The following is a 13,269-nucleotide window of genomic DNA, read 5'->3' on the forward strand; positions in this document are numbered from 1 at the left end:
GCTCGGCCACGGCCGCGAGCACCCGCTGCCTGGTGTGCTCGCGCACCGCCGCCGGGGAGCGCAGCACCCGGGAGACGGTGGCAATCGAGACGCCCGAGCGCTCGGCGACGTCATAGACGGTGGGTGCTTTCGCCATCGTGTCGCCTCCTCGCCTCGGCACCCTCGCTGGAGCGCGGTGTTCTGCCATCGTACGGCGCATCCTCTGCCGCACCCGCCAGCGGCTGCAGCGCGCGCAGCCGGCTTCACACCTGCCCTTCTGTTCCCCGACCGGACAATTGCGCCCGGCACACCGGGCGCAATTGTCCGTTGTGGCAACAGTTGTGGCTCAGACGCCCGCTCGGGCGACGAGCCGGCCGGTGCGCACGGCTTCCAGGAACGCCTCGTAGTCCGTCTGGTTCTGGTCGGCGTAGCGTTCGGCGAAGTCGGTGGCGGCCCGGTCGAACTTGTCGCTCGCGCTTAGGTAGGCCGCGATAGCAATCGGGTCGCCGCTCCTGGCGTGCGCACGGGCGAGAGTCCAGCCGCAGGCGTGCGCGTAAAACGCCATTCCCATCGGCACCATCGCCTCGACGACCGCTGACCCCTTCATATCGCGCAGCTGGCGCCAGTACAGGTACCGGTTCTCCTGCACTCCCCTCGTCCAGCCCAGGAAGATATCGCTGGCGGCCTGCATCATCCGCTGCCCCTGCACCACCCGCTCCCCCGGCTCATAGTCGCTCGCGGGCAGGTGGTCTTCGAGCACCGATGCGGTGGCCGACTTGACCTGCAGGAACAACGGGTCCTGGTCATCGCGCCCTTTCAGCGGGGCGATGAACGCCCGGGTGCCGACGCTGCCGACACCGACCACCTTGTGGGCCACGTCCACCACCTCGAAGCGCTCAAGGAGCCGGCGGCGGTCATCGGGCAGGGCGGTACGATAGGCCTCGAACTGTTGCTGGATCGCTGACTGGGTCTCCTCTGCGCTGAAGCCGAGGGCGGCGGCGAAGTCCCGGGCCGGGATCACCACCGGCGGCTGGCTCACGATGCGGTAGCGGCCGTCGACCCGTTCGGCGAGCTTGGCGAGGGCCTGCCGGCTGTCCCTGGTGCGGGCCTTGGCGGTGCCCTTGAGCGCCCGTTTCTCGAGCGTCTTCCGGGCAGCCTTGCCCTTCTGCGTCGCCCGCACCGTGTCCATCGCCGTGACCAGGTCCTGTTCGGACAGGTGGGCGTACCAGATGTCCAGGGTCCCCATCTGGTCGAACCCGGCCATCGCTTCCCGGTACGACTCGACGGCGATACGGGTGACGGTGCGAATCTCGTCCTCGGTGAAGTTGTTGTTCTGCGCCGCAATCGTGAAGCTCGCGGTCATGCGCAGTACGTCGTATTCGAAGGGCCCCGGCAGGGTCTCGTCGAAATCGTTGAGGTCGAAGATCAGGTTGCGTTCCGGCGAGGCGAACACACCGAAGTTGGACAGGTGCGCATCCCCGCAGAGCTGCACAATGAGTCCGGCTCGGGGAGTGTCCTTGAGGTCGGCCGCCATGATCTTCGCGGCGCCGCGGTAGAAGGTGAACGGCGAGGCCATCATGCGACCGTGGCGCACCGGCACGAGTTCCGGTTCCCTGGTGCGGTTCTGCTCCTCGAGCAGGGCCACGGGACCGGGTCGGTCCGTGGCCGGTTTCCAGCCGCGGTGGCTGCCAAGGGGTGTGGCGGATCGGGCCGCCGTGCCAGAAACGGCGCGATCGGAGACACTCGGATGCTCGGACATGGGGCGGCCCCCTCGTCGGACGACGCTGACTGTCACCACAGTCGCCCGGCCGGCCAGGCCTGTCAATGGCAGCGGGCTCCAGTGCCTGTCGGCGGCGGCACCCGGCGGGTCAGTCGGCCGGCCAGGCCACGACCCGTTGCGTCTGACTGCCGAGTCCGTCGATGCCCAACTCGATGGTGTCGCCGGCGGCGAGGTAGGGGAACCGGCCGGACATCGCGACGCCCTGGGGTGTGCCGGTGTTCAGCAGGTCGCCGGGCTCGAGGACGGTGAACTGGGAGAGGTGCCAGACCAGGTAGGCCACGGAGAAGACCATGTCGGCCGTGTTGGAATCCTGGCGAGCCTCACCGTTGACGCTCGACCAGATGCGCAGCGCCTGCGGGTCGACCTCGTCAGCGGGAACCAGGCCGGGCCCGAGCGGGTTGAAGCCTGCCGCGATCTTGCCCTTGGACCATTGCCCGCCCGACAGGTCCTTCTGCCAGGTGCGCTCGGAGACGTCGTGGCTGACCACGTACCCGGCGACGCAGTCCAGCGCGTCGTCGACCGAGTCGAGGTAGCTGGCCCGCCTGCCGATCACGACCCCGAGTTCGACCTCCCAGTCGACCTTCGCCGCTCCCTTGGGCAGCACCAGGTCGTCGAAACCTCCGACGACGGTGTTGGGGTGCTTGAAGAACAGAATCGGCGTGGTCGGTGCGGCGTTTCCGGACTCGGCGGCGTGGGCGGCGTAGTTCTGCCCGATGCAGAGCACGGCCATGGGCCGGGCGATCGGGGCGCCCACCCGCAGCTGGGCCGCGTGCGGCAGCACCGGCAGGGAGCGGGCGGCGTCCCGAGCCTTCCGGATGCCGTCGGCCGCGAGGAAGGCGCCGTCGATGTCTCCGGTGAGCGAACGAAGGTCGTACACGACCCCGTCCACTTCGATCGCGGGCGTCTCGTGTCCGAGCGGTCCGAGGCGAAGAAGCGTGGTCATGGGTCCCCCAACGGTGGTGCGGATCACGGGTGCGTACTACGACGGTACACAGCCAACGGGCCCGGTCGCGACAGGATGCGCGTCGGGGCCCGCTGGGAGCGACTACCGGGAATTTAGTCAGTCACTGTAGTTGTGCATCCGGTGATGTCCTCGCCAGGAGACGTTCACCACGGACAGCTTGCCGGGCTCCGGCGGCGCGTTCTCGGCGAAAATGGCGGCATTGTGGGTCAGGTAGACCTTGCCATCGCTCAGTTCGATCGCGGCCGGCGACACCACGGGGAAGGATGCCACGGCAGTGCTGGCGGACGGCAAGACCACCGAGACCTGACCGGTGCCGTCTGCGCCGCCGAACATCTCGGCGACGATGATGGTTCCGGTCCGGTCATCGATCGCCAACCCGGTGGCGCCGACGAACCCCGTGGCGACGGTGACGACCTCACCGGTGTCCGGATTGACCTTCACGACGCTGCCGCGTGCGCCCAGGCTGGGGTCCTCTGGCCCGCCGGGAAGCGAGGTGACGTACAGCCAGCCGCCCGGGCCGATCTCGACGTCGGTTGGGACGGGCTCGAACACGTAGTCCACCCCGACCGCGCACTCGGGGTAGCCGTACTGGGCCAACATCGCTGCCGTTGCGGGCACCGGTGCCGTGGGCGGCAGGACGGCGACGGTGGACACCGTGCCGTCCAGTCCCACCCGCAGAATGTCGTTCCCGCCGGCGTCCGCGACGTAAACCGCGCTCCTGGTGGCCGTCGACGCGTACACGTGCGTGTCGACCACACCCGTGTAGGACGCCGGCGGCGCGGTATCCGGGCCGGGAGGTCCCGTCGGTGGCTCCGGGAACTGGTCCGCACAATCTGCGGGGAGGTCGACGAATCCGTAGGTGTTAACCTGATCGGGGTTTTCGGTCGCCTCCCACTCGCCGAGGTCGGCAATTTCCGTTGCGGCACCGTCGCGACCGAGCGTCATGAGGAGGAACTCGCCGGTCGGCTGATCACCCTGCGCGAAATAGACCTCACCGCGCCGGGTGGATACGGCACCGACTTCCAGCCCCGGAGCCGAGGCCACTGTTGTGCGCTCGCCGGAGCGGGTGATTCGCTCCACGGTGCCCGCGAAGTTCCGAGAGACGTATGACGTGCCGTCCTTGGCGACCGCGAGGCTCAACGGGCCCTGGAGGTCCGACGCGATAGTTCTAATTTTGCCGAAGGAGAAATTCGATCCTGCTGATGCCGGTGCGGCGAGTGCGACGCTGGCCAGCGCGGCAGTGCAGATAGCCGCGATGCAGGTACGGGTTTTCATCTGAAGCTCCTTTGCTTAGGCGGTACCGGGCGCGACGCGAATCGCCGCACCCGTCCACCATTGCGCGAGGCAGGTCGTTTGTCGAGGTTTTCTCACGTTTCCCAACCGCAAACAACACAGGGCGAGCAGAGAGTTCTCTCTGCCCGCCCTGTGTGGCGTGGAGCCGTACGGCGAGGGTGTTACTTGGCGGTGACCGTGATGAGCGGGCTGCCGACCGAGACCTGGCCGGATGCGGCCGGGTCGATCGAGCCGAACTTCTTCGGATTGGTCACGAGCACCGGGGTGACCAGCGAGTAGCCGGCCGCTTCGATGATGGCGCGGTCGAAGGTCACCAGCGCGGTGCCCTCGTCAACCCGGTCGCCGGCCTTGACCTTGACATCGAAGCCCTTGCCGGCCAGGTTCACGGTGTCGATGCCCACGTGGATGAGCATTTCGACGCCGCTGTCCAGGCGCAGTCCGAAGGCGTGGCCGGTCGGCTGCGCGACCAGGACCTTGCCGGCGGCGGGGGCGTAGACCGTGTCCTCGGTCGGGTCGACTCCGACACCGAGGCCGACGATGCCCTTGCTGAACACGGGATCGGGCACGTCGGCCAGCGGCACGACGATGCCGGCGACCGGCGAACCGATCGTGGCCAGCACGGTGGCGACCAGGGTCGCCGTACCCGCACCGGCGAGTTCGGCGGCAACGGCGCTCGTGCCGGCGGCGGCGACCGGTGCGGCGACCGCAGCGGCAACGGGCGTGGACGTGGCGTTCTCGGCGGCCGTGTCGGCGGCGAGCTGGGCGGCCGCTTCGGCCTTCTGCTCGGGCGACAGGTAGCCGGAGAGGATCACCAGGATCATCGCGGTGAAGAAGGATGCGGCAACGGCAACCGCGTACAGCGGGATGTTGTTGAACGCGGGGATGGTGAGCAGCGACGTGAACACGAAAGCGTTGGTCGTGACGCCACCGCCGAGGCCGATGATGACACCACCGACGAGGCAGCCGACCAGCATGCGCGGGTAGATGCGCTTGAACCGCAGGTGGATGCCGTACAGCGACGGTTCGGAGATACCCCCGAGGAGGCCGGCAGCGAGCGCACCGGTTGCGGTCTGCTTCATCTGGCTGTTCTTGGCGCGGATGGCGAGGACGAGCACGCCGGCGGTCGCACCGAAGCAGGCGAAGTTCCAGGCGCCCATCGGGCCCTGGATGAAGTCATAGCCCAAGGACTGGATGTTCAGCAGCATCACGGCGTTCAGCGGCCAGTGCAGGCCGAGGGGCACCATGAACGGGTAGGCCAACGGGATGACGATCGCGAAGATGAGCGGGGAGAAGTCGTTGATGGACTTGAGGAACTCGCCGATGGCCGCTCCGCCGAAGACGCCGATCGGGCCGATGAGGAAGGCCGTCACGGGGATCATGACGAGCATGCTCAGGAACGGCACGAAGATCAGCTGCACGCTGGCCGGGATGATCTTCTTCAGGCCCTTGGTGAGCAGGCCGAGAGCGGCCGCCATGAGCAGCGGCGGGAAGACCTGCGAGCTGTAGTCGGTGACGGTCAGCGGCAGGCCGAAGATCGAGACGATGGCGGCCTTGCCGTCGAAGACGGTCTGTGCCCCATCGCTGGCGGCTAGGGCGGAGAAGCCCGGCAGCATGACGACGGCCATGATGCCGAAGCCGACCCACGGGTCGGCGCCCAGGCGCTTGGAGGCGTTGTAGGCCACCATGAGCGGCAGGAAGACGAAGACGCCCTGCCACATCAGGTTGATGAAGGCCCAACCCGGTTCAAGGGTGACGCCCGGCGCGTTCCAGGCGGGGATGACACCGAGGGTGGCCATCAGGGCCATGAAGGTGATGAAGAGCGAAGCGCCCAGCAGTGCGCCCAGGATCGGGCGGAAGGAGTCGGAGAGGACCTCGAAGAAGGTGTCGAGCCCGGCGAACTTGCCGCGGGGGCCCTTCGCACGCGCTGCGGCCTTGATGTCGTCGGCGCTTTCGCCGGAGCCGACGTTCTTCATCGACGGGAGCGCGAGGATCTCGTTGTACACGGTCTCGACGGCGCCGCCGATGACGACCTGGAAGCGGTCGCCGCTCTGCGGAACGGCGCCGAGGACGGCGGGAATCGCTTCCACCTCGGCCTGGTCGATGACGGATGCGTCCTTGAGCGTGAACCGCAAGCGGGTCGCACAGTGGGTCAGGGCAACGACGTTGCCGGCACCGCCGATGCTCTGAATAATGTCTCCAGCGGGTGTTGACGCCACCTGGGTCTCCTTCGGGTGTTGATGCCAAGCGAATTGTTGCCGCCTGGAACAGCTCAGTGCGAACCAGGTCGGTCGGCTGAGAATCGTCTGTTAAATTTTACAGACCCGTTGTAATTTACATGGTCGAAGCTCGGAAGACCGGGGCCATAGGTCCCACCGGCTGGTGTCCGGCGGTATTCCCACTGGTCAACTCCTAAAAAATAAACCTTGGCTCATTTTTTCTACCGGTGGTCGGCACCGGCGGCCACGGTTCCACGACGGCGCCCTCAGTGGGGATACCGGACTCACGGTGCACGGCATCCGCAGCTCCCCTGGATTCGCGGTAGCGGCGGAACACCAGGGGCACCCCGTGCGCAACGCTGAGGTCCGTGCTGTCCATCACCTGCAGATGAAGGTGGGGCTGGGTCGAATTACCGGAATTGCCGCAGGACGCCATCGGCTGTCCCAGCGTCACGGTCTCGCCGACGGACACCCGGACGGAGCCGGCCCGTAGATGAACCAGGGCGACGTAACCGGCGCCGTCGGGCAGGGCGATGACCAGGTGGTTGCCCGCGACGGCGCTTCGTCCGGACCGGACTCGTGCGGCCTGACCCAGGGCATACGGCACAAGGGCGAACTGTGACCGTCGCGCCTCGTGGTCTTCCTCGCCGAAATGCACTGTGGTGACCGTGCCCGCGGCCGGAGCGAGGACCGGCCGGCCGAAACCGAAGAACCGTTCCGCGGGTTCGGTACCGAACACTGTGCTCAAGTCCCGATGCGCGGCGGTGCGCCCTCGGTCATCCACGCCGACGAAGTCGATGGCGTACCGCTCGCCGAACAGATCACTGCCGTGACTCGGTACCCGCCGGGCGGGGCTGTTCTGCACCAACCACCTGCCGGTGAACGGCAGCGAGAGCGTGACGGGGCGGACCATCGACTCCCCCGCTGCTCGTTCCGGCGTCATCGACTCAGAATAGATCGGCTCAGTCGGACCGGCGACCTCAACTGCGCATCAGGCACAGTAGAAGGCCCGGTCACAGAGGTGCGACCGAGCCTTCGTGAGTACTGCTCCGCGGCAGGTACTGCCACGGCTGGTGCTGGCTAGCTGGCAACGCTCTCACGGCGCGGCAGGACCCAGCCCGGCCGCACGAAGTGGCAGGTATACCCGTTGGGGTAGTTCTGCAGGTAGTCCTGGTGCTCGGGCTCGGCCAGCCAGAAGTCGCCGAGGGGCTCGACCTCGGTCACGACGGGGCCCGGCCAGATACCGGATGCGTCGACATCCGCGATGGTGTCGCGGGCGACGCGCTCCTGCTCGCCAGACTCGAAGTAGATCGCCGACCGGTAGCTGCGCCCGCGGTCGTTGCCCTGACGGTCTTTGGTGGACGGGTCGTGGATCTGGAAGAAGAACTCCAGGAGTTCCCGGAAGCTGGTGCGCTCGGGGTCGAAGGTGATCTCGATCGCCTCGGCGTGGTCACCGTGGTTGCGGTAGGTCGCGTTCGGGGTGTCGCCGCCGGTGTACCCCACCCGGGTGGAGAGCACGCCCTCGCGCTTCCGCACGAGTTCCTCGACTCCCCAGAAACAGCCGCCCGCCAGTGTTGCCTTTTCAGTCGTTCCACTCATGGTGTGCACTCCTCACTCGTAGCCGGCCGCGGCTGCCGCGGCCCTGCTTTTCCCGATCGCTGGGGATAACGCCGGGGTGCCGCGGAGTGTTCCGCGGCCCCCGGCACGCACAGCGGGCTCACAGTTTACCGAGTGTGCCGGGACGTTCCCGCCTCGATCTCGAGAACGACCTGGTCGTCGCCGGCGGCGATTGTGACGGTGATCGCGCCGGCTTCGGTGGGGCGGATGATCGCCAGCGCACGGCCGTCGAAGGTGTCCCGGATCGAGGCGTCGAAGCGCTCGGCCGTGGTGGGGTTGCCACTGCCGAGCCCGGCGAGCACCCCGGCGCCGGTGACCTCCACGCGCACGGCGCGGTCGGAACCCGTGACGAGTACCCCTGCGGCGTCGCGGAGCTCGATCGCGATGTAGGCCAGGTCGGTGTCGTCGGCGCGGATCGCGGTGCGGTCGGCGGTGGCGGTGAGGAGCGTCGCACCGGTCGCGGAGGTCAGGGCGGTGCGTCCGGTTTCGGTGCCGTTCCGGTAGGCGACCGCCGTGAGCTCCCCCGGCCGGTAGACGGTCTCGAGCGTGGCCAGCAGTGGGCGCACTGTCCCGACGGCGCCGCGGGCCACCTCGGTACCGTCGTGCAGCAGCGCCACCTCGTCGGCATCCGCATAGATCTCGACCGTGACGGGCGCACCCTCGAAACCGGGCCAGGTCCACGAGGAAACCGAATCGCTCCACGCCCACGGGGACTGCATGGTGACGGTCTGTCCGTGCCGCTCGGGGCGGAGCACCGCGAGGTACGGCTCGCTGCGGAGGCCGTAGACGATCTCACGATAGAAGGAGACCGGCCGGCGGTGCCCGGTGATGTCCAGGTCGCCGCTCCAGGCGGTGAGGTACGGGTACTCGCGTTCGAGTGCCGCCACGGCGTCGGGGTCCTCCGCGTAGGCGGTCGCGCCGATGCCGACTTCGCCGAGGTAGTCCCAGCCGGTCCAGGTGAAGTCGCCGATGACGTTGGGGTTGTCCACCACCAGCGGCCAGAGGCTGCCGATTTGGGTGGGGAAGGTTTCGGAGCCGAACAGGACCCGGTGCGGGAACAGCTCCGCATCGGTGCTGTACCGGCCCTCGGCGTAGTTGAGGCCGAGCACGTCGAGCACCGAGCTGGATTCCGCGGTGCGGCGGGTGACCGCATCCGAGGTGCTGAGGGCGTTCATGCCACCGCCCATGTCGCCCATGAGCTCGTTGAGGCCCTGATCCTTTTCCAGGATGCTGGCCAGCTCGTCGATCACCGCCAGGAATGCGTTCACGCCGTTGGTGACCAGGCGGGTCGGGTCGAGCGCGCGCACGTGCTCGGCGAGGTCCCTGGCCCAGGCCGCGCCGTGCGGGGTGCCCACCTCGATGATCTCGTTGCCGATGGAGTACATGATGACGCTGGGGTGGTTCACGTCCTTGGCCACCATGGACTCGAGGTCGGCGGCCCACCACTGCGGGAACTCGGCGGCGTAGTCGTAGTTCGTCTTGCCCCGCGTCCACATGTCGAATGCCTCGTCGATCACGAGCATGCCGAGGCGGTCGCAGGCGTCGAGCATGGACGGGGAGGCCGGGTTGTGGGCGGCGCGGATGGCGTTGAAGCCGGCGTCCTTGAGCAGCTGGATGCGGCGCTCCTCCGCGCGGGCGAGAGAAGCCGAGCCGAGCGGGCCGTTGTCGCTGTGCACGCACGCGCCACGCAGCAGCACCTCGTCCCCGTTGATGCGCAGGCCCTTCTTCGGGTCGACGGTGACGGTGCGGATGCCGACCGCTGTGACGACACCGGGAGTGCCGTCGCCGAGGCGGGTGTGCGCGGAGTACAGCGCCGGGGTGTCGACGCTCCACAGCTCGGGCTGCTGGATGTAGAGGCGCTGGCGCACGACCGAGGTGCGACCGGGGGCGAGGGTGAGGGGGGTCTCGTCCCCCTCGACGGCCGATCCGTCCGGGCCGGTGACGCCCGTGCGCACATCCACCTGGGCGGTGGTCATGCCGAGGTTCGTCACGGTGGTCGCGACTTCGAGGACCGCCTGGTCGTCCTCGACCCGCAGCGTCGTGACCCGCACGCCGTCCGGCACGATGTGCACGGCTTCGTCGACGTGGAGCAGCACCGGACGGTGCAGCCCGGCGCCGGCGTACCAGCGGGAGTCCTCCCCCGAGCGCACCTCGATGCGCACGGTGTTGGACGCGCCGAAGCGGAGGTATGGGGTGAGGTCGACGAAGAACCGGGCGAAGCCGTCGGCGCGGTTGCCCGCGAACTCGTCGTTGAGGAACACCATGGCGCGGCGGAAGGCGCCCTGGATCTCCAGGCGGACGACCTTGCCGGCCCACTCAGCGGGCACGTCGAAATCCTTCAGGTAGGTGTAGGCGCCGGCGGGTGCATACGCCGCACCGCCCTTGCTGGGCGCCCCGGCCGACCGCTCGGCGTCACGGAGGGCGTCGTGCGGGAGCCGCACCGCAGTGGCGGCCACAGCGTCGTCGCCCGCGGCCGCGAACGGCCCGAGGGGGGTGCGGTAGGACCAACCATCGGTGAAGGAAGTGGTTGTCATGGAGAACTCCGATCGGGACGAGCTGAGGAAGTGAAGCAGTGCGGGCGGGAGAGATCAGCGCACCTTCTTGATGGGAATGATCGGCGCCGCGGCCACGGCGAGCATGATGAACGCTGCGATAAACGTCGCCTGATAGCCGCCGGTGGACGCAACCAGGATGCTGGTGACGACCGGGCCGAGGATCTGGCCGCCCGAATGGCCATGTTGAGCAGGCCGAGGTCCTTGGCCGCGGTCGCCTTGTCCGAGAGCGGCCCGGCGATGAAGCCGAACAGGATGGATGCTCCCAGGGTGATGGTGGCGCTGACCGCGATCAGGCCGGCGGCACCGCCCGTGTCCAGCCCGATGTAGTCGGTGAGGATGTAGAGCTGGTAGTTCGTGATGGAGAACATCCCGGCCTGCAGGAAGAATTTGCCGCCGAGGGACACCCCGTAGATCGCGGACACCGTGCCGCGGTACTTCACGGGCACGCTGTCGGAGATCACGGCCACCATCGGGGCGATGATCGAGCTGAGGAAGAGCATGTAGAAGCCCCACCACAGGATGAGCGTGGCCGGCGTCTGGGCGGTGCTCAGGCCGTACAGGCCGATGGCCGTGGCGATCGCGCCGACGAGGACCCAGGGGGTTCGTGCTCCGAACCGGGAACGGGTGAGGTCGCTCAGCGCTCCGCAGACGATGTTCGCGATCAGCGACAGCGCTGCCCCGAGGATTCCGAGCACGCCGACGAGCCGCACCTTCTGGTCGGGCGCGACCTGCTCGACGGCGGCGGGCAGCAGCACGGCGATGCTCCCGATGTACGGGCCGATCCAGAGGATGCCCGCGAGAAAGAGTGCGAGGGCAATGCGCCAGTTGAACCTCGAGAGCGACGTGCGTCCCACCACCACGTTCGTGGTGGTCAGCGTGTCGTTGTGGGGATCAACATTGAAGACGGTTGATCGGGAACGCTGTGACATCATCGTCCTTCGGTGTAGCTAAACTGTTTCGTGAGTTTCAGTGATCAGAACGACGCTAGCCGCATCATCCGCTCGGTCGCAAGTTGAGCTTGGCGAAACTGTTTCCGCCTGCCAGAGTGGAGGCGCCAAGGAGGCCCCATGCGAATTCCCCGACGGATCACTCTCAGCGACATCGCCGGCGCTGCCGGCGTCTCAAAGGCGACGGTGTCCAAGGTGCTCAACCACCGCGGCGGCACGTCGGAGGAAACCCGCCGACGCGTGGAGGCGGTGATGCGGGAGTTGGGCTACGTCGCCATCACGCGCGAGCGGGCCCCCGCCGACAATCGCACCGTGACCGTGGTGTTCGACAACCTGGTCGCCCTGTATTCGCTCGGTGTCCTCGGCGGTCTCATCGACGGCGCCCAGGCGCTCGACGTGGACCTGGTCACCAACGTCACCGACTCCCACCGCGGCACCGACATCGTCCTGGACCGCGCCTGGGTGCGCCGGCTCGCAGCCAAGGGCCATTCGGGCCTCGTCGTGGTGACGACGGTGATCGACTCGGCGCTTGTTGGAGCATGCGCCCAATACGGCGTGCCGCTCGTCGCCGTCGACGCGCCCAACCTGGTCGACGCATCCGTGGTGAGCATCGGCTCGAACCATTGGGGCGGTGGGATGGACGCCACCCGGCACCTCCTGGGGCTCGGGCACCGGCGGATCGGGTTCCTCGGCGGCGATGCCGCGAATCCGGGGCTGCGCGAAAGGCTGGCGGGTTACCGGGAAGCGTTGGCCGCGGCCGGCGTCGAGTTCGATCCCGGGCTGGTCTCCGAAACAGGCATGGGCACCGCCGCGGCGGCCGTGCCGGCGATGCTCGACCTGACCGACCCGCCGACGGCCTTCTTCGTCACCAACGACGGGGACGCCATGACCGTCGTCCGGGCCGTGCACCAGGCCGGCCGGCGCGTTCCGGAGGACGTCAGCGTCGTCGGTTACGACGACACCTACTCGTTGGCTCCGTCGCTGACCCACCTCACCACCGTGCACACGCCCATGCACGAGATCGGCAAGCTGGCGATCGAGACCGTGATCGGCATGGCCGAGGGCAAGCGGCCGATCTCCCCCCGGCTGCAGCTCGCAACGCATGTCGTGCCGCGGGAGTCGTCCATCGCCCGGACCTGACCGGACGTGCCCGGACCAACGAAAAGACCCCGACCAGCTGGTCGGGGTCTTATTCCTTCTTCTGTGCACCCCCCCGGACTTGAACCGGGAACCCGCTGATCTAGTTGGACTAATCACCTGAGATCACGGTGAATCTCACGCTGTAACAAAAACCTGATCAGATACTAGTTTTTACAAACGAGAGTTCCCGCTTGTTGACGCAAGTTCCCACAGCTTCCTGTTGTCACCCTGACTAAATCCTGACTGCCGAAAGGGCCGTGGTCCTTAGGTAGCGGCCCCAATGCTTTCCAGGATGTACTTGACGCCGCTTTCCGCATCCTCCTCGAAATCCCACTCGACGCGTATTTTCGCGCTCACGAAGCTGTGTTCCCCCACTGTCGTGCCGTCAGCTTGTGCACTTGCGTCTGAGGACATGTAGCCCTGATAGGTCTGCGCCGCCGCATTGTCGAAAAGCTCGAATCGGTTGGTTCGGACATTCAGACCGATGACGGTTGCACGCGACAACTCGATGTGCTTGATCGTCGGAACCACGTTGACGATGGCGTTGTGGGCGAAGTAGGCAGCCTGTGGGCTGATCTCGGTCGTCACCACTCCGGTGCCCGCGACCAGCGCCGTGTTCAACGCCATCCCACTCCCTGACTCCACCAGGGGCGCAAGGAGGTCTCTGAATCGGTTTCGCACGCGGGTCGAGTGTGTTGCAAGCTCCCCAAAGAACGTGTCGAGGATTTCGGATGACGCAGAAGAGATCAGGCTGCTCAGTCGGTCCAGCACAGTAGTA

The 13,269-nt window shown here is 67.4% G+C and carries 11 protein-coding genes; 1 reads left to right on the forward strand and 10 read right to left on the reverse strand.

From position 1 onward, the window contains the following. The 9 genes from JWP54_RS12225 to JWP54_RS12265 all read right to left on the reverse strand — a co-directional run. Positions 1-136: LacI family DNA-binding transcriptional regulator (locus tag JWP54_RS12225; protein ID WP_297372487.1), on the reverse strand; the 136-nt coding region annotated here is incomplete at its 3' end. A 189-nt stretch (positions 137-325) separates the two neighbouring features. Continuing rightward, entirely contained in the window at positions 326-1,624 is a 1,299-nt protein-coding gene (locus JWP54_RS12230; protein ID WP_297372452.1) for a DUF2252 domain-containing protein, read from the reverse strand. 223 nt (positions 1,625-1,847) lie between these two features. Continuing rightward, entirely contained in the window at positions 1,848-2,702 is an 855-nt protein-coding gene (locus tag JWP54_RS12235; RefSeq protein WP_297372455.1) for a fumarylacetoacetate hydrolase family protein, read from the reverse strand. A 117-nt stretch (positions 2,703-2,819) separates the two neighbouring features. After that, positions 2,820-3,998: a ScyD/ScyE family protein gene (locus JWP54_RS12240; protein WP_297372458.1), complete on the reverse strand. Its 1,179-nt coding sequence runs from the start codon at positions 3,996-3,998 to the stop codon at positions 2,820-2,822. A 179-nt stretch (positions 3,999-4,177) separates the two neighbouring features. Then, on the reverse strand, positions 4,178-6,232 hold the full coding sequence (locus JWP54_RS12245) for a glucose PTS transporter subunit IIA (RefSeq protein ID WP_297372461.1): 2,055 nt from the start codon (positions 6,230-6,232) through the stop codon (positions 4,178-4,180). Between the two features lie 193 nt (positions 6,233-6,425). Then, a complete protein-coding gene (locus tag JWP54_RS12250) occupies positions 6,426-7,175 on the reverse strand; it encodes a M23 family metallopeptidase (protein ID WP_297372475.1) in 750 nt (249 codons plus the stop codon). Positions 7,176-7,312: 137 nt separating this feature from the next. Then, complete coding sequence (msrA, locus tag JWP54_RS12255; RefSeq protein WP_297372476.1) at positions 7,313-7,831, reverse strand: peptide-methionine (S)-S-oxide reductase MsrA; 519 nt, start codon at positions 7,829-7,831, stop codon at positions 7,313-7,315. A gap of 125 nt (positions 7,832-7,956) precedes the next feature. Further along, a complete protein-coding gene (locus JWP54_RS12260) occupies positions 7,957-10,383 on the reverse strand; it encodes a glycoside hydrolase family 2 TIM barrel-domain containing protein (RefSeq protein ID WP_297372478.1) in 2,427 nt (808 codons plus the stop codon). Beyond that, entirely contained in the window at positions 10,380-11,333 is a 954-nt protein-coding gene (locus JWP54_RS12265) for an MFS transporter (protein ID WP_297372481.1), read from the reverse strand. The genes JWP54_RS12260 and JWP54_RS12265 overlap by 4 nt, the downstream gene beginning before the upstream one ends. A gap of 138 nt (positions 11,334-11,471) precedes the next feature. Between JWP54_RS12265 and JWP54_RS12270 the strand changes: the two genes are divergently transcribed. Continuing rightward, complete coding sequence (locus tag JWP54_RS12270; RefSeq protein WP_297372483.1) at positions 11,472-12,491, forward strand: LacI family DNA-binding transcriptional regulator; 1,020 nt, start codon at positions 11,472-11,474, stop codon at positions 12,489-12,491. A 264-nt stretch (positions 12,492-12,755) separates the two neighbouring features. On the opposite strand, the gene JWP54_RS12275 is transcribed toward JWP54_RS12270, so the two are convergent. After that, positions 12,756-13,269: hypothetical protein (locus tag JWP54_RS12275; protein ID WP_297372485.1), on the reverse strand; the 514-nt coding region annotated here is incomplete at its 5' end.

This window comes from Cryobacterium sp., assembly GCF_025463825.1.
Lineage (GTDB): Bacteria > Actinomycetota > Actinomycetes > Actinomycetales > Microbacteriaceae > Cryobacterium.

Bases quoted from the DNA above. Each gene is read 5' to 3' on its own strand.
- JWP54_RS12240 (WP_297372458.1), bottom strand. From the start codon at position 3,998: ATGAAAACCCGTACCTGCATCGCGGCTATCTGCACTGCCGCGCTGGCC.
- JWP54_RS12265 (WP_297372481.1), bottom strand. From the start codon at position 11,333: ATGTCACAGCGTTCCCGATCAACCGTCTTCAATGTTGATCCCCACAAC.
- JWP54_RS12250 (WP_297372475.1), bottom strand. From the start codon at position 7,175: ATGACGCCGGAACGAGCAGCGGGGGAGTCGATGGTCCGCCCCGTCACG.
- JWP54_RS12270 (WP_297372483.1), top strand. From the start codon at position 11,472: ATGCGAATTCCCCGACGGATCACTCTCAGCGACATCGCCGGCGCTGCC.
- msrA (WP_297372476.1), bottom strand. From the start codon at position 7,831: ATGAGTGGAACGACTGAAAAGGCAACACTGGCGGGCGGCTGTTTCTGG.
- JWP54_RS12235 (WP_297372455.1), bottom strand. From the start codon at position 2,702: ATGACCACGCTTCTTCGCCTCGGACCGCTCGGACACGAGACGCCCGCG.
- JWP54_RS12260 (WP_297372478.1), bottom strand. From the start codon at position 10,383: ATGACAACCACTTCCTTCACCGATGGTTGGTCCTACCGCACCCCCCTC.